General features: G+C 64.7%; 13 protein-coding genes. 10 read left to right on the forward strand and 3 right to left on the reverse strand.

The window, feature by feature from the left end:
* Positions 1-66: 66 nt before the first annotated feature.
* The 7 genes from ACZ5MJ_RS24530 to ACZ5MJ_RS24560 all read left to right on the forward strand — a co-directional run bounded on the left by ACZ5MJ_RS24530 (position 67) and on the right by ACZ5MJ_RS24560 (position 9596).
* Positions 67-2790: a LuxR C-terminal-related transcriptional regulator gene (locus tag ACZ5MJ_RS24530; RefSeq protein ID WP_464226272.1), complete on the forward strand. Its 2724-nt coding sequence runs from the start codon at positions 67-69 to the stop codon at positions 2788-2790.
* A 226-nt stretch (positions 2791-3016) separates the two neighbouring features.
* Positions 3017-4666, forward strand: coding sequence for a fatty acid--CoA ligase (locus ACZ5MJ_RS24535; RefSeq protein ID WP_464226273.1), 1650 nt, complete (start codon positions 3017-3019; stop codon positions 4664-4666).
* Between the two features lie 40 nt (positions 4667-4706).
* Positions 4707-5171, forward strand: a complete 465-nt coding sequence (locus tag ACZ5MJ_RS24540) for a MaoC family dehydratase (protein ID WP_464226274.1) — start codon at positions 4707-4709, stop codon at positions 5169-5171.
* A gap of 146 nt (positions 5172-5317) precedes the next feature.
* On the forward strand, positions 5318-6922 hold the full coding sequence (locus ACZ5MJ_RS24545) for an alpha/beta fold hydrolase (protein ID WP_464226596.1): 1605 nt from the start codon (positions 5318-5320) through the stop codon (positions 6920-6922).
* Positions 6923-6984: 62 nt separating this feature from the next.
* Positions 6985-7407, forward strand: a complete 423-nt coding sequence (phaP, locus tag ACZ5MJ_RS24550; protein ID WP_464226275.1) for a TIGR01841 family phasin — start codon at positions 6985-6987, stop codon at positions 7405-7407.
* Between the two features lie 63 nt (positions 7408-7470).
* Positions 7471-8313: a poly(3-hydroxyalkanoate) depolymerase gene (phaZ, locus tag ACZ5MJ_RS24555; RefSeq protein ID WP_464226276.1), complete on the forward strand. Its 843-nt coding sequence runs from the start codon at positions 7471-7473 to the stop codon at positions 8311-8313.
* Positions 8307-9596: a DUF445 domain-containing protein gene (locus ACZ5MJ_RS24560; RefSeq protein ID WP_464226277.1), complete on the forward strand. Its 1290-nt coding sequence runs from the start codon at positions 8307-8309 to the stop codon at positions 9594-9596. The genes phaZ and ACZ5MJ_RS24560 overlap by 7 nt, the downstream gene beginning before the upstream one ends.
* Positions 9597-9793: 197 nt before the next feature.
* On the opposite strand, the gene ACZ5MJ_RS24565 is transcribed toward ACZ5MJ_RS24560, so the two are convergent.
* The 3 genes from ACZ5MJ_RS24565 to ppk1 all read right to left on the reverse strand — a co-directional run bounded on the left by ACZ5MJ_RS24565 (position 9794) and on the right by ppk1 (position 13772).
* Positions 9794-10105: a hypothetical protein gene (locus tag ACZ5MJ_RS24565; protein ID WP_464226278.1), complete on the reverse strand. Its 312-nt coding sequence runs from the start codon at positions 10103-10105 to the stop codon at positions 9794-9796.
* A gap of 216 nt (positions 10106-10321) precedes the next feature.
* A complete protein-coding gene (pstS, locus tag ACZ5MJ_RS24570; protein WP_464226597.1) occupies positions 10322-11326 on the reverse strand; it encodes a phosphate ABC transporter substrate-binding protein PstS in 1005 nt (334 codons plus the stop codon).
* A 310-nt stretch (positions 11327-11636) separates the two neighbouring features.
* Positions 11637-13772, reverse strand: coding sequence for a polyphosphate kinase 1 (gene ppk1, locus ACZ5MJ_RS24575; protein WP_464226600.1), 2136 nt, complete (start codon positions 13770-13772; stop codon positions 11637-11639).
* 152 nt (positions 13773-13924) lie between these two features.
* Here ppk1 and ACZ5MJ_RS24580 point away from each other — a divergent pair, with 152 nt between their 5' ends.
* The 3 genes from ACZ5MJ_RS24580 to ACZ5MJ_RS24590 all read left to right on the forward strand — a co-directional run bounded on the left by ACZ5MJ_RS24580 (position 13925) and on the right by ACZ5MJ_RS24590 (position 16251).
* The gene (locus ACZ5MJ_RS24580) at positions 13925-14254 is read left to right on the forward strand and encodes a hypothetical protein (protein WP_464226279.1); all 330 of its coding nucleotides are present in this window, start codon (positions 13925-13927) and stop codon (positions 14252-14254) included.
* Between the two features lie 169 nt (positions 14255-14423).
* The gene (locus ACZ5MJ_RS24585) at positions 14424-14654 is read left to right on the forward strand and encodes a hypothetical protein (RefSeq protein ID WP_464226280.1); all 231 of its coding nucleotides are present in this window, start codon (positions 14424-14426) and stop codon (positions 14652-14654) included.
* A 64-nt stretch (positions 14655-14718) separates the two neighbouring features.
* Positions 14719-16251: a CYTH and CHAD domain-containing protein gene (locus ACZ5MJ_RS24590; protein WP_464226281.1), complete on the forward strand. Its 1533-nt coding sequence runs from the start codon at positions 14719-14721 to the stop codon at positions 16249-16251.
* Positions 16252-16255 lie beyond the last annotated feature (4 nt).

Here is a 16255-nt window from a genome sequence, read left to right on the forward strand (position 1 = left end):
CGCGATGTTCCACGCCACCGACATGGGCTCACCAGGTTTCAGGCGGCCCAGGCCAATTGACCACAGATGGCCACCGAAAAGCTGCCCCTCCTGCTTGCCACCAAACTGATTCCGCCGCGCCTGCCGGCAGGACTGATCGACCGGCCACGCCTGCTTGGCCTGATGGAATCGGCCGCGGCCAGGCGCCTCAGCGTGATCAAGGCGCCGGCCGGGTTCGGCAAGACTTCGCTGGCGACCGCGTGGCTCGCGCGCTTGCGCGCGGGCGGCACCCGCACAGCCTGGCTGTCGCTGGACGGCGCCGACGATGAACCGGCCCGCTTCCTCCACCATCTCGCCAAGGCGCTGCGGCAGGCGTGCAGCGGCGTCGGCGCATCAGCCGTCGGCCTGACCGCCGAGACCTCGCTCGTTCCGCCGCAAACCATTATCGCAACCCTGATCAACGAGCTCGCCGAGGTCGACGAAGAGGTTTGCCTGTTCCTCGACGACTATCACGTGATCAATCTTCCGGTGATCCATGACGCGGTGGCGTTCATGCTCGCGCATGCGCCGTCGAACTTCCACCTGATCATCGGCACACGCTCCGACCCGCCGCTGCCGCTGGCGCGCCTCAGGGCGCAGAACGAACTGCTCGAGATCGAGGCCTCGATGCTGCGGTTCAGCCTGGATGAAACGCAGCGCTTCCTCGAGCACGCATGCGCCGGCAAACTGCCGGAGCCCGACGTCAGCACCCTGCACGCGACCACCGAAGGCTGGGCGGCCGCGCTGCGTATCTCGGCCTCGACGCTGCTGCGGGAGAAACCCGGCGGCAACGGCTGGGAGATCGTCGTGCCGTCCGGCACGGCACGCCCGATCGCCGCCTACATCGAGGACATGCTCTGGCAGCTGCCCGACGAGATGGTCCGGTTCATGCTCGACACGTCCATTCTCGATGGCCTGACCGCATCGCTGTGCCAGGCGGTCACCGGGCTCGATGCCAGCCAGTCCATGCTCGAACGTATCGCGACGCGGCAGCTGTTGCTGGAACCGATGGACGCGCACGGCCACTGGTTTCGCTACCATCACCTGCTGCGGGAGTTCCTGCGCCAGCGGCTTGAAGCCGGCGCACCGGAGGAGGTCGCGGCCCTGCATCTGCGCGCCTGCCGATGGTATGCGGCACGCCAGCTCTGGACCGATGCGGTACGGCATGCGATCGCCGCGCACGACAACGAAACGGCCATCAGCCTGCTCGGCAACTGCGCCATGGCCCTGGTCAGGAAGGGTGACCTGCTCACCCTGCTGGGCTGGCAACGCCAGTTCCCCGCCGACCTGATGCGTGGCCAGGACGAGGTCCGGCTGGCGATTGCGTGGGGCATGGCCCTGGCCATGCGGTTTGACGAATCCGCAGCGATGCTGGCGTCGATCGAGGACGACATGGCGGCCGGCGTGCTCCCCGAACGGGACAACGTCCGCTGGGAATGCCAGGCGGTACGCGCCGTCGCCGCCGCGCTGCAGGACGATCCCCGGCGTGCGCTGGCCATTGCCCAGGCCTGCCTCGACCGGCCGGCCAGCCATGCCTGGTCCACCAACGTGGTGTCGAACGTGGTCCGCTTTGCCCACTGGAAGGCCGGCGATCTCGATCGCTTCCATGCGACCCCATGGATTCCCTATTCGGACGAGGACGACCAGCGCAATGTGTTCTCGTCCGTCTATTACTTCTGCCTGCTCGGGCTGGCCGAGCTGCAGCAGATGCATTTCGCCCAGGCCGAGCGGCATCTCATGAAATCCATGCGCCTGGCCGAGCATCACGTCGGACCGCAGTCCACCTCCGCCGCGGTGTGCGCGCCCCTGATCGCGCAGATACGCTATGAACAGGACCGGCTCGACGAGGCGCATGCGCTGATCGCCGACCGCCTCCCGGTCATCAATGCCGCGGTCATGCTCGACAGCGTGCTGGTCGCTCACCTGGTGCTGGCGCGCATCGCCGTGGCACGTGCCGACACCGACCAGGCCTACGCCTTGCTCGACCAGGCGCAGGGCCTTGGCCATGCGCGCGGATGGAACCGGCTGAGCGCCGCCGCCCTGATCGAACGCATCCGTCTGCTGCTTGCGGAGGGCAGCGTCAGCGAAGCCGCTGCGTGTGTGGCCCGGCTCGACGCACTGGCGCAGCCTTCCGTCGATCCCCAGTGCTCCATCGCCAGGCAGATCGAAAACTATCGCGCGCTTGGCGCTGCCTACCTGGCGATGGCGCAGGACCGCACGCAGGATGCCGTGGCATTGCTGAACACGCTGCTGGACAGCGCCGGGCGCAAGCATCGCGACTACCTGGCGCTGCGCCTGCGCTGCACGCTGGCCATCGCTTTCCTGCGTGCCAATGAACGCCAGCAGGCCGTGGGCGTGTTCCGAGAAATCCTGGAAGCCGCCGCGGCCGCCGGCGTGTTCCGGACCATCCTCGACCAGGGGCCGGAGACCGGTGCGCTACTGCGCGCGGTTCGCGAAGACACGCCCGCCACGGCGCAGACCAATGCCTTGCTCGCCTATGTCGAGCGCCTGCTGGAAGGATGGCGGGCGCGCTATCAACCCGAGGACAGCGCGCTCTCCGGGACGGCACGCGAATCGCTGAGCGGCCGCGAACGCAATATTCTCGGCCTGATCGCCGAAGGGCAATCGAACAAGGAAATCGCCCGCTCCCTCGGGATTGCGCCGGAGACGGTGAAATCACACGTCAAGAGCATCTTCATCAAGCTGTCCGTCGACAAGCGCGCCCACGCCGTCGCACGCGCGCAATCCCTGGGACTGGTTCGCCCGCATTGATGCGGCGCTGACGCCGCACCCAGCGCGGTCCACCGCTTCGCGTCGCCCGTCCGCGCGCGTTCCCTTCCCCATCGCCTCCCCCATCGCCGCTCCCCTTTTCGGGGGATGGTTGCGTTGCTGCACCGCAGCGACGATAGACCCAGGCACAAAACGCCGCCGTACCGCAACCGCGTAATGGCTTGAGTGTCTTGGGCGCGCCACAGATTCCGTATTTCAGGAGAACAGAATGCAGGACCAGGTGATGGGGATGACTCCCGCGGCATATGCGTATCCGCTGTTGATCAAGCAGTTGCTGAATACGCCGCTTGCCCACGCTGCCGATCAGGAGATCGTTTATCGTGGCAAGCACCGCCAGACCTACGCCACCCTGCGCGAGCGCATCGGGCGGCTGGCCAACGGCCTGAGCCGGCTCGGCACCGCTCACGGCACCACCGTGGCCGTGATGGACTGGGACAGCCACCGCTACCTCGAATGCTATTTCGCGGTGCCGATGATGGGTGCCGTGCTCCAGACCGTGAACGTCCGCCTTTCGCCGGAAGAGATCGCCTACACGATCAACCATGCCGGCGCGGAAGTGCTGTTTGTGCACACGGATTTCCTGCCCGTGGTCGAGTCGATCCGCGACAAGCTCGAGACCGTCCGGGTCTTCGTCAGCATCGACGATGAGGGCGGTGCCGCCCCCGCGCATGCGATCCCCTTCTGCGCCGACTACGAGACCCTGCTCGCCGCCAGCCCGGTCGACTACGACTTCCCTGATTTCGACGAGAACACACGGGCAACGACGTTCTACACCACTGGCACCACCGGGCTGCCGAAGGGCGTTTATTTCTCCCATCGCCAGCTGGTGCTGCACACCATCACGCTGATGGCGGCACTGGCCAGCCCGGAAGCCGGACAGCGCTTCCACCGCGGCGACGTGTACATGCCACTGACGCCGATGTTCCACGTGCATGCCTGGGGCATGCCCTATGTGGCGACGGTGCTCGGCGTGAAGCAGGTCTACCCCGGCCGCTACGCACCCGACCAGATCATGCGGCTGGTGCGCGATGAAGGCGTGACCTTCTCGCACTGCGTCGGCACCATCCTGCACATGCTGCTGGGCTGCGCCGAGGCGAAGAGCGTCGACCTGAGCCGCTGGAAGATGGTGATCGGCGGCGGCGCCCTGCCCCACGGCCTGGCCCGCGCCGCGCTTGACCGCGGCATCGATGTGTTCTCCGGCTACGGCATGTCGGAGACCGGCCCGTTGCTGACCCTGGCGCAGCTCGCTCCCGACGCGGCGCCGGGCAACACCGACGACGAGGTCCGGCTGCGCTGCAAGACCGGCGTGCCGGTGCCGCTCGTCGACCTGCGCATCGTCGACCCGGACATGGATGACGTGCCGCACGACGGCAAGGCCTGCGGCGAGATCGTGGTGCGGGCGCCGTGGCTGACCCAGGGCTACCTGAAGAATCCGCAGGCATCCGGGCAGCTCTGGGAAGGCGGCTACCTGCATACGCAGGACATTGCCAACATCGACCCGGATGGCTACGTGCAGATCACGGACCGCATCAAGGACGTGATCAAGTCCGGCGGCGAATGGGTGTCGTCGCTCGAGATCGAGAGCCTGATCTCCATGCACCCCGCGGTGGCGGAGGTAGCGGTGATCGGCATCAAGGACGAGAAATGGGGCGAACGGCCCGCTGCACTGGTCGTGCTCAAGCCGGACGCCGCGGCCCCGGCCAGCGAGGATGACATCAAGCGGCACGTGCTCAGCTACAGCGAGTCCGGCCGCATCTCGAAATATGCCGTGCCCCAGGTCGTCAGGATCGTCCCCGCACTGGAAAAGACCAGCATCGGCAAGCTGAACAAGAAGCTGATGCGCGAGCAGTTCGCCTGATCCTTCCCGACCGATCGATTGATATCAAGGAAACACCACCATGAGCATCCCCGGATACAGCATGGCCACGCTGGGCGAGTTTGCCGGCCGCGAACTGGGCACATCGGACTGGGTCCTGGTCGACCAGGCACGCATCGACGCCTTCGCGCAGTGCACCGGCGACAGGCAATGGATCCATGTTGACGTGGAGCGCGCAAAGCGCGAAAGCCCGTTCGGCGGAACCATCGCGCACGGCTACCTGACGCTGTCGTTGCTGGCCTCGCTGGCGATCGAGATCGGGCTCATCCCCGGCGACGCTTCGTCAGGACTGAACTACGGCCTGGACAAGGTGCGCTTCATGGCGCCGGTCAAGGCCGGTTCACGGGTGCGCGGCCGCGTGACCCTGCTGTCCGTCGAGGACAAGGGCAACGGCCGCTACATGGTGAAGATGGCGAACGAACTGCAGATCGACGGCGAAAGCAAGCCGGCGTTGCTCGCGGAGACATTGGCGCTGCTGGTGGCATGACACACCGGCCAGCACCAGGGCAAGACTCGAGGCATGAGGAGACAGCAATGACGGCAGCAACCGAAAAGCGCGAGAGCGGCAGCACAGCGCACGCAAGCGCGACGCAACCCAGGCCACGCCGGCGCGGGCCCAACCCGTTCATCGGCATGCGCGCGCGCGACATCATGGCCAGCGCACAGCAGATTGGCGTACAGGCGGTGCGCCACCCCGTGCAGCTGCTGGAGCAGGAAGCCGCGCTGGCGCGCGAGCTGGTGTCGGTGCTGGCCGGCAAATCGACGACCGCGCCGCAAAAGGGCGACCGGCGGTTCTCGGACCCGGCATGGCACGACAATCCGCTGTACCGCATGTCGATGCAAGGCTACCTGGCCTGGTGCCATGCGCTGTCAGGTTTCGTCGAGCGCTCGGCGCTGGATGAGCAGAGCAAGGAGCGCGCGCAGTTCGTGCTGTCGCTGATGACCGATGCGCTGTCGCCGACCAACACGCTGCTCGGCAATCCGGCTGCGCTGAGGAAGGTCATCGAGTCAGGCGGCGCCAGCCTGATTGCCGGACTGCGCAATATCGTCACCGACGCGCTGACGAACCAGGGCATGCCGTCCCAGGTGGACAAGAGCGCGTTCGCAGTCGGCAGGAACCTCGGCACCTCGCCCGGCGCGGTGGTGTTCCGCAATGAGGTGCTCGAACTGATCCAGTACACGCCGGCCACGCCCGATGTGTATGCGCGCCCGCAACTGATCGTGCCACCGCAGATCAACAAGTTCTATGTCTTCGACCTTTCCGAAGGCAAGAGCATTGTCGACTACATGCTGCGGAACCAGTTCCAGGTGTTCGTGGTGAGCTGGCGCAATCCGACCATCGAACATTGCGACTGGGACATGGATACCTATGTCGGCGCGCTGATTAAAGCCATCGCCGCGATTCGCGATATCACCGGCAGCGATGACGTGAACCTGCACGGCGCCTGCTCCGGCGCGATGACGATGGCGGCGCTGCTCGGCCACCTGGAGGCCCGCAAGGAAAAGCTCGTCAACGCGTCCACGCTGATGGTGGCCGTGCTCGACAGCACCGCCGATTCGCAGATCGGTCTGTTTGCCACGCCGGAGAGCATCTCGGCGGCCAAGCAGGCCAGCATCCTGAAGGGCGTGCTGGAAGGCGAGGACATGGGGCGCGTGTTCGCCTGGATGCGGCCCAATGACCTGGTATGGAACTACTGGGTCAACAACTACCTGCTGGGCAACGCGCCGCCGGTCTTCGACATCCTGTACTGGAACAACGACACCACGCGCCTGCCGGCGAAGTTCCATGGCCAGTTGCTCGACATCTTTGCCGGCAACCTGTTCGCCAGGCCGCGCGCGCTGACCGTGCTCGGCACGCCGATCGACCTGTCCGAAGTGTCGTGCGACAAGTACGTGGTAGCCGGCATCACGGATCACATCACGCCGTGGAAAGGCGTGTACAACACCGCGCGCACCTTTGGCGGCAATACCCGCTTCGCGCTGAGTTCGAGCGGCCATATCCAGAGCCTGATCAACCCGCCGGGCAACCCCAAGGCCAGGTTCTTCCTCAACCCGGATCTGCCTGAGAGCCCGGACGACTGGCTGCTGGGCGCCAGGCCCGAGGCGGACTCGTGGTGGGGCAACTGGTGCCAGTGGCTGGCCGAGCGTTCCGGTAACCTGCGCCCGGCGCCGGCCGCGCCCGGCAATGAACGCCACCCGCCGCTTGCCGCCGCGCCCGGGACCTATGTCGCCGAGTAAGCAGGCACGCTGCGCGCATGACTCACGTTTTTCGCAACCCTCTCTATCCGGAGATCTTCATCATGGAATCCATCACCCCGAACAACCTGTTCACCCAGTACACGAGCATGATCAAGCAGTTCAGGCTGCCGGGCCTCGACCTCAGTGCGGTCCTGGAATCGCGCCGCAAGGACATTGAAGCGCTGCTGGCCGCCAACAGCACCGCCCTGACCGGCATGCAGGCGCTTGGCCAGAAGCAGGCCGACATCCTGCGCGCAGCCATGGCCGACGCGCAGTCGCTGATCGTACAACGCACCGCAGCCGATGCGAAGGCGTCCGGGAGCGCCGGCGAGGTCGTTCAGCAGAGCCTGCGCAAGGCGGTGACGAACATGCAGGATCTGGCCGATACTCTCTACAAGACCCAGGCGGACTGCTTCGCGGCCATCAGCAAGCGCGTGACGGAGAACGTGGAGGAGCTCAAGGCACGCCTGCAACCCGCCAAGTGACCCGGCGCCGGCACGCCGGACGCCGGTCCCCAAACGCGGTGCCCCATACGGAAAGCCACCTCAATGCATGACGACAACATCATCCCCGAGGCGGCCAGCGCCTTGCAGATCCAGACCATCGACCTGGATGGCCAGGCGCTGCGCGTGGGCATGCGCCCCGGCAGCGACGCATCGCCGCCGCTGCTGGTCTTCAATGGCATCGGCGCCAACCTCGAACTGGTCGAGCCATTCGCCCAGGCCCTGGGAGACGTCGGGGTCATCATCTTCGATGTGCCAGGCGTCGGCGGCTCGCCGGTGCCGCTGGTGCCCTATCGCTTCTCGAACCTGGCGGTGATGGCCGACAAGCTGCTCACGCGGCTCGGCCACCACGGGCCGGTGGACGTGCTGGGTGTGTCGTGGGGCGGTGCGCTCGCCCAGCAGTTTGCGCACCTGTATCCGACGCGGTGCCGCCGGCTGATCCTGGCGGCGACTTCGCCCGGCGTGATCATGGTGCCGGGCAAGCTCTCGGTCCTGTCGAAGCTGGTCATGCCGCGCCGCTATACGGACCCGGCCTACCTGGAGAAGATCGGCGCGCAGATCTACGGGGGCGCGTACCGCACCAACGCCCATCTGCTGACCGAGCATGCCCGGCACCTCCAGCCGCCACGCGGGCGCGGCTACGTCTATCAGCTGCTGGCCGCCTGGGGGTGGAGCAGCCTGCCCTGGCTCGGTACACTACGCCAGTGCACCCTGGTCATGCATGGCAATGACGACCCCATCGTGCCGCTCACCAACGCCAGGATACTGGCCGCGCGCATTCCAAAGGCGAAGCTGCACGTGATCGATGATGGCCATTTGTTCCTGATTGCACGCGCGGGAGATGTCGCACCCGTGATCCGGAAGTTCCTTCGACAAGCATCGTGCTGAGCTATCTGACCGGCAGCAGGACAGGCAGGCGCACGGCTGCGGCCATGACGCCTGAATGGCGCAAGCAGGAGCGGCTGACCCGCATGCGGGTCACCGCGACATGCTTGCTGGCCGCCATGATCGGCCTGCTGGTCGTGAGCATCGTGTTCCAGCGCGACTATCCCGCGCTGGCATGGCTGCGCGCCTTCGCCGAGGCGGGCACCGTCGGCGCCATCGCCGACTGGTACGCGGTGGTGGCGCTGTTTCGCCATCCGTTCGGCATTCCGGTCCCGCACACGGCCATCATCCCGCGCAACCAGGAGCGGATTGCCAGTGGCCTGGGCAGCTTCGTCGAACAGAATTTCCTGACCCCGGAGATTGTTGCCGACAGGCTCCGCGGCCAGAACACGGCCGCAGCCGTGGCCGCCTGGCTGGCCCGGCCGGACCACAGCCGGATCATTGCCGATTCGATTGCTGACTCGGTCCCCGCCCTGCTGGGCAGCTTCGACGACAAGGAAGTCGCACGCTTCTTCGAACGCACGGTCGTGCCGCAACTGCGCACGCTTGACGTTTCCCGCCTTGCCGGCAATGTCCTGACCATCCTGACCGAGGGCGATCGCCATCAACCGCTGCTCGATCACGGGCTGCGGGCGCTGGAGCGCTGGCTTGCCGCCAACTCGGACGTGGTCAAGGCAAAGTTCGGCGAGGCATCGCGGTACACGCCGGCGCTGCTCGATGCCTACATCGTCAACCGGTTCGTGGAAGGCATCATTGCCCTGTTGCATGAAGTGGTGGCCAGTCCCGACCACGAACTGCGCCAGCAGTTCGACGCCGCCGTGCAGGAACAGATCAGCAAGCTGCATGCCTCCGACGACTACCGGCGCGTCGGCAAGGCATGGATGCGGGACTGCATCCGGTATCTCAGGCGGCAGGACTATTACCGGACCCTGTGGGAGCGTGCGCGCGCGCGCCTGAGCGCCGATATCGGCAGCGAGCGGTCAGTGAGCCGCCGCACGATGGCCGCCGCACTGGCCGCCATCGGCAAATCCGTTGCGGACGATCGAGGCATACAGGAGAAGCTCAACGCATGGTGGCTGGATCTCGTGCGCACCGTGATGCTTCGCTACGGGCGCCAGATTGCCACGCTGATCACCGAGGTCGTGCAGAGCTGGAACGCCGACGAAGTCAGCCGGAAGATCGAAGCCGAGATCGGCCCCGACCTCCAGTTCATCCGCATCAACGGCACCTTCGTCGGTGGCGCCGTGGGCGTGCTGCTCCATGCGGGGGCGCTGCTGCTGGCCTAGTGTCCTGAGTCGGAAGTTCGTTGCAGAAATAAGTCTGTCGAGAAGGTGCGCGAGCCTAGGAGCGAAGCGCAGCAAGGCTGAAGCCTTGCGAGCATTCGCGACGACGGATCGTGCAGCTTATCGGCAGACTTATGCAACGAACTTGCGATTCAGGACACTAGATAGGTGTCAGCCCGGCCACCGCGCCTGGCCTTGCATCAATGCGTCGGGTCAAGGCCATAGGTAAGGTGCTGCTGCTCCGCGTTGGCCTTCGAGACAATCTCCATGGCCGCGCTTTCCGTCAGCGGGCCCGCTATCGTCAGTTCGACCTGGTTGTCCCACATTGGCCGTGCGACCAGCAGTTGCGAATGATGCTGGCAATACAGCGCAACGCCGACGCCATACTGATCCGCATAGCGTGCGCCGGCAGCAAAGCGTTCGTTACAGAGCGGGCAGGAAAGCGCGCCGGCATCGACGACATACTCCGGTGCGCGCGAATAGCACTGCATGAAATGAGATGGTGTCGCCATTGGCAGCCTCGGGAATAAGCAAGGTTTAGTCCACGCATCCCATCAGATCTGCGGAGGTCCGGCTACACGTGAACCCGCCTTGCTGCACGAACCGATGCCGAACCACTGTAGTACAGATAGGAGAAGAGTGGAACCGCGCAAGCTGCCGTCTGGTGGTTGCACCTGAACTTCCCCCGGCACGGTGCATTCAAGTCGACTCGCCGGGTGTCGTCCCCGTCATGGCAGCGCTGTCTTCCAGTACGCCTCGACGTGCCTGACAAGACCGGCGGGGAGCGCGACATAGTACTCGGCGGCCGCGTCGGCCTGCCCCTCGGAAAGCGCCCAGTTGAAGAATGCGATCGCATCCCGGGTCTCAGTGGCGTTGCCACGCGTCCTGGAGATCAGGACAAAGACGGCACCGGTAATCGGCCAGGCTTGCGGGCCGGCTGCATTCGTCAGTACCTGGTAGAAATCGGCCTGCGGATTCCAATCTGCCCCGGTGACCGCGGCGCTGAAGCTTTCGCGCGTTGGCTGCACGAAGACACCGTCGCGATTCCTGACGGCGGCATAGGACAGCTTGCGCTGCAATGCGTAAGTCAGCTCGACATAGCCAATGGCCCCCTTCACATTGCGAATATAGGCGGCAACCCCCTCGTTTCCGCTTGCGCCCACACCCACCGGCCATTTCACGGTCGTGCCGGCGCCAACGGTTGCGCCCCATTGCGGGCTGACCTTCGCGAGGTAGTCGGTCCAGTTGAACGTGGTCCCCGAACTGTCGCTGCGATGGACGACCACGATCTTCTGGTCGGGGAACGCCATGCCTGGATTAGCCGCCGCAATGGCCGGGTCATTCCAGTTGACGATCTTGCCCTGGTAAATGTCCGTCAGCAGCGCGCCAGTCATGCGTAGCTGGCCCGGACCCACGCCGTCCAGGTTCAGCACCGGCACAACGCCACCGACCACGATTGGAAACTGCATCAGGCCCGCCGCGCGCAGGTCTTCGGGCTTGAGCGGCATGTCCGTGGCGCCGAAGGTCACGCTGGCGGAGCGGATCTGGCGAATGCCGTTGCCCGATCCGGTGGGCTGATAGTTGACTTGCTTCCCGGTGCGGGCGTAGTAAGTCGCCGCCCATTTCGACATCAGCGGGTAGACAAAGGTTGAGCCCGCTCCCGAGATATCCCCGGCGTGTGCCATCGCGACCGCGCCCAGCAACAGCAGCAGGATTGCCGCTTGCCGTCCCAAGGCGTGAAGAAAGCACAACCGGCAATCGTGCATTGGCTTCATGATTGTTCTTCCCTTGTCCGACGACTACCCTTTCAGGCACCTGCGCATTTCAGGCTAGCAGATTGCTGCCCTATGAGGACAGGACAGAACGGTCCACGTCTTCTGCCACCGGCAACAAAAAGGCCGTCCCACTCTGGACGGCCACCTTGTCTCTGGCGACGAAAAGGGGCGCTACCCGCCCGCACCATGCCTCTACGGCTGCTGCCGGGCGATGATGACAGTCATGTTTATGTCATCTGTTGATTGCGCGATACCGGACGACGACGCCTCACGTCAACGCTGACAGCAGCACATTTTGCGCAGCCTCACCCTCACGTGAGGGCTGGCGCACGTAACTTCCATCCGGCGCCATCTGCCAGGCGTCGCAGCGGTCTGTCAGGTACGGTCTGAGCCCTTCCGCCATGACGCGCTCTTTCAAGCTGGCATCGAGAATAGGGAAGCAGATCTCGATCCGCCGCGACAGGCTTCGTTCCATCCATTCACCGCTGGACAGCATGACCCTTTCCGCCCCGTCATCGTGAAAATAGAAGATGCGCGAGTGCTCGAGAAACCGGCCCATGACCGATTTGACCTGAATGTTCTCAGACAGACCGGCAACGCCGGGGCGCAGCGCACATGCACCTCTGATGATCAGATCGATACGGACGCCGTCACGCGAGGCATCGTACAGCGCCTGGATCAGTTCCGGCTCAAGCAGTGCGTTCATCTTGGCAATGATCCATCCCTTGCGGCCGGCCCTGGCGTTCCCGGCTTCGCGCCGGATCGCTGCAAGCAGCTCCTTCTTCATGGTGAAAGGCGATTGCCAGAGATGGGTCATGCCATGGGTCTGGCCGCGCCCGGTCAGCTGGCTGAACACTTGCGCCACGTCCTGCGTCAGCGACTCATTGGCGGTCAGCAAGCCAAAATCCGTATAGGTGCGCGTAGTCTGGCTGTGATAATTCCCGGTGCCGAGATGCACATAGCGCCGCAGCTTCCCGCCTTCGCGCCGCAATACCATGACCATCTTGGCGTGTGCCTTGAAACCTACCACGCCGTAGATCACATGCGCGCCGACTTCCTCCAGTTGCGCGGCCCAACCCAGGTTGGCCTCCTCGTCGAAGCGGGCCAGCAGTTCCACCACCACGGTGACCTCCTTGCCGTTGCGCGCAGCCTCGATGAGTGCCGAGAGCAGGACCGAGTCGTGCCCGGCGCGATATACCGTCTGGCTGATTGCTACCACATCGGGATCCCGTGCCGCCTGCCTGACAAAATCCACTACCGGTGCAAAGGACTGGAACGGATGATGCAGCAGGATGTCGCCATCGCGGATGGCGCGGAAGATATCGGCGCAATCGTGCAGGGCCTTTGGCAGGCCAGGCCTGAAAGGCAGGTATTTCAGCTCCGGCCGGTCCACGTGATCCGGCACCTGCATCAGGCGAACCAGGTTGACCGGTCCGTTGACCGAGAACACCTCGCCAGGCGCCAGGCCGAACTGTTCCTGCAGGAACGCCGTCATGGCCGGCGTGCAGTTGTCCGCCACCTCCAGCCGGACCGCATCGCCAAGATGCCGGTGCGGCAGCTCGCCCTGCAGTGCCTCGCGCAGGTTCTTGATCTCTTCCTCGTCCACAAACAGCTCGCTGTTGCGGGTCACGCGGAACTGGTAGCAGCCGCGTATTGCCATGCCACTGAACAGTTCGCCGACGTGGGCGTGCAGGATGGAGGAGAGGAAAACAAAGCCGTGCTCGCATCCGGCGATATCCGCTGGCAGTGCGATGACGCGTGGCAACGCGCGTGGCGCCTGCACGATTGCATAGCCGGAGTTGCGCCCGAACGCATCCTTGCCCTCGAGTTCAACCGCGAAGTTCAGGCTCTTGTTAAGAACCCGTGGAAACGGATGCGCCGGGTCCAACCCGATCGGCGTCAGGACCGGCATCAGTTCGGCGAAGAAGAACTCCCGGATCCATGCCGCCTGCGCGGGGTTCCACGACGGCCGGCGCAGGAAGCAGATCTGCTGCTCGGCCATGGCCGGGATCAGCACGTCATTGAAGAGGCGATACTGCTGATCGACCAGCTCCCGGACCCGCTGATTGACCATGGCATAAATTACCTGCGGCGTCAGCCCGTCCGGGCCGGCAACCGGAGACTGGAGCAGGCACTGTTCCTTCAGGCCCGCCACGCGGATCTCGTAGAACTCATCCAGATTGCTGCTGAAGGTGCACAGGGCACGCAGGCGCTCCAGCAGTGGCACCGCGGCATCGGCGGCCTGCTCCAGCACGCGTCCAAAGAACGCCAGCTGGCTGAGTTCGCGGTTGATATAGAGCTCGTTGCCGTTCGACAAACCATCCGGATCCACCAGGGTATCGAGGCGCCGCTTCTCCAAGGCGGTCGGTGACGCGTTCTGCATGGGATCGGAGTCGTGTTTCATGATTTGAGTGCGTGCGGGGAGAATCCTTCCAGATTCTAGCTGGCGCATCACGCATATCGAGGCGAAATTGATTGCACCGCCGCCAAGAAATACGTAGCACGGCACGGGCATCCGATGCCTAGAATAATCTGACCTGCCCACCGGAGTTTTCAATGTCCCACGATATACCACCTGCCACCGAGACCACCCCGGAGGGTCTGAAGGGCCTGATCGAGCATATCGGGGGTGCGGCGGCGCATGGCCACCTCGACCCGGAGTTTGTGCGCAAGCTGGGCAAGCGCATTGCCAACGAATTCCAGGACATGAAGGCGAGCCGGCAAGCCGGCGACAGTGAGCTCGCAGGACTGGAGCAGAGCATAGAAACCCTGCTGCTGGCCGCGGATCGCACCTACGGCGCCAGGCTGACCAGATCGCTGCAGCGCCTGCGGGAGCGCGAAACACCCTTCGCAGACAGAGAGCCTAATGCAAACCAGTCGCATTGACAGCGCGGCCTGGCGGCGAGATCCGGGGGCAAATCAGTTTATTAAGCAGATAATCCAGATAATCTTGCCGCTGGCTTGCCGAACTGGCAATAACGCCACGGCACAAAACCATTCCGGCGCCGCTGCAGTGGGCGTCATTTGACCAACATCGCAGATAACCCTGGAACCTATGTCAAAAGCTGACAAGAAGCGATACCTCAAGGCACTTAACCGGCGCCTGAAGAAGGAATCGGCTGGCAAGTTCGATACGCTCTTTGTCTTCGACCCGCCCGGCTCGAAGCCGAAGGACGCCACCGGCGTGACCGTCAGCGGTCCGGCCAGCGACGAGGTCCTTGCCGTCATGAACGCAGTCCAGGCGCGGGTATTCGCGCAATTCGAGGGCACCGCGATGCCAGGCTAGTGTCCTGTTCCGCAAATACCTTGCCATGAAATCCTGGCAAGCTATCTACGGAACAGGACACCAGATGGAACGCGAACTCAAGCTCGAATTGCTGCAGGACCAGGCCGAAGGGCTGGTCGGCTTGCCCCTGCTGTGTTCCTGCAGCGTGGAGCCGCCACACGAAGACAGGCTGGTGAGCACGTATTTCGATACACCGGACCTTTCGTTCCGGCGTGTGCACGCATCGCTGCGCGTGCGGCAGGCGGGCGACCATTTTGTGCAGACGCTGAAGACCTGCGGTACGCAGCATGGGGCACTTTACGAGCGGGAAGAGTTTGAGTCGGCCATCCCCGGCAATGTGCCCGATCTTGATGCGCTTCGCGACAAATTGCCCGAGGGCACGGCGTTAGGGACACTGCTCCGGGAAGGCGAACTGGCAGAGCGCCTCAAGCCGATCTTCGTCACCGATGTCCGGCGCACGGTCCTGCTGTTGCGTTTGCCGCAGGGGGATGAGGTCGAACTGGCCGTCGATCGTGGCAATGTCCGCGCCAACGATATCACCGAGCCGATCCGCGAGCTTGAGATGGAGATCCAGGCCGGGGAGCCGGCCCATCTGTCGGCGTTTGCCCTGCAATTGCTCGATGCCGTGCCCATGCGCCTGTGCCGCCTCAGCAAGGGCGATCGTGGTTATGCGCTGGTCGCTGGCGAGGCCAGCCAGGCGGCGCGGGCAGAGCCCCTCGAACTGGCCGAAGCCGGTTCGGCCGAAGCCGCGTTTCAGTGCATTGCGCGGAACTGCATGGCGCATATCTCGCAGAACGAACGCGGCGTCGTCAACGGCACAGATCCGGAAAGCGTGCACCAGATGCGAATCGGGCTGCGTCGCCTGCGCTCCGCGCTCGATATCTTCGCACCGTTGATTGCCTGCCCGCCCGCACTGCAATCGGAACTCAAATGGATTGCCGATCAACTCGGCCCCGCGCGTGACTGGGAAGTGCTCGCCAACACCACCTTGCGCGCCGCGTTCGAGGGGGCACCGGAAGATACGAGGGCGGATGCGGTGCTCGCCGCGGCAATGGCGGCTGCGGCCGATTTCCGCCAGCGCGCCGCACAGGCCGTGAACGCTGACCGCTACACGCGCCTGATCCTGACACTGAATCACTGGCTGGGCAGCGCGGACTGGCGCCACGGCCTTGACGAGGCACAGCGCGCGGCGCTCACCGGCCCCGCCAGCGCTTTCGCGCTGACCACGTTGCGCCAGCGGCAACGCAGGTTGCTCAAGCGTGGGCGGGACATGGCAAGGATCGACGAGCAACGGCGCCATCGTGCGCGTATTGCCGCAAAGAAGCTGCGTTACGCCACCGAGTTCTTTGGATCCCTGTTTGCCGACAAGAAAGTGCGCCGCTACCGCCGGCACCTGGCGCGCCTGCAGGATGACCTGGGCTGGCGCAACGATATGGCGGTTGCCGAGAAGCTGTTGCTGCGCCTGGGAACCGAGCGACAGGAACTGGCCGTCGGCTGCGGCTATGCGCGCGGCTATATCGCAGGGTGCGTCAGCGCCGACAGGCAGCCGCTGCGCCGCCGCTGGAAGCGGTTCAAGGCGGCAAGCCTGCCCATCTAGTGCT

The sequence above is a fragment of the Cupriavidus sp. LA-1 genome (assembly GCF_055385985.1).

What these genes read in the sequence shown, in the direction of transcription:
- ACZ5MJ_RS24540 (WP_464226274.1), top strand. Translation starts at nt 4,707, where the DNA reads ATGAGCATCCCCGGATACAGCATGGCCACGCTGGGCGAGTTTGCCGGC.
- ppk1 (WP_464226600.1), bottom strand. Translation starts at nt 13,772, where the DNA reads ATGAAACACGACTCCGATCCCATGCAGAACGCGTCACCGACCGCCTTG.
- ACZ5MJ_RS24590 (WP_464226281.1), top strand. Translation starts at nt 14,719, where the DNA reads ATGGAACGCGAACTCAAGCTCGAATTGCTGCAGGACCAGGCCGAAGGG.
- ACZ5MJ_RS24585 (WP_464226280.1), top strand. Translation starts at nt 14,424, where the DNA reads ATGTCAAAAGCTGACAAGAAGCGATACCTCAAGGCACTTAACCGGCGC.
- phaZ (WP_464226276.1), top strand. Translation starts at nt 7,471, where the DNA reads ATGCATGACGACAACATCATCCCCGAGGCGGCCAGCGCCTTGCAGATC.
- ACZ5MJ_RS24580 (WP_464226279.1), top strand. Translation starts at nt 13,925, where the DNA reads ATGTCCCACGATATACCACCTGCCACCGAGACCACCCCGGAGGGTCTG.
- ACZ5MJ_RS24530 (WP_464226272.1), top strand. Translation starts at nt 67, where the DNA reads ATGGCCACCGAAAAGCTGCCCCTCCTGCTTGCCACCAAACTGATTCCG.
- ACZ5MJ_RS24545 (WP_464226596.1), top strand. Translation starts at nt 5,318, where the DNA reads ATGCGCGCGCGCGACATCATGGCCAGCGCACAGCAGATTGGCGTACAG.
- ACZ5MJ_RS24535 (WP_464226273.1), top strand. Translation starts at nt 3,017, where the DNA reads ATGCAGGACCAGGTGATGGGGATGACTCCCGCGGCATATGCGTATCCG.
- ACZ5MJ_RS24565 (WP_464226278.1), bottom strand. Translation starts at nt 10,105, where the DNA reads ATGGCGACACCATCTCATTTCATGCAGTGCTATTCGCGCGCACCGGAG.
- phaP (WP_464226275.1), top strand. Translation starts at nt 6,985, where the DNA reads ATGGAATCCATCACCCCGAACAACCTGTTCACCCAGTACACGAGCATG.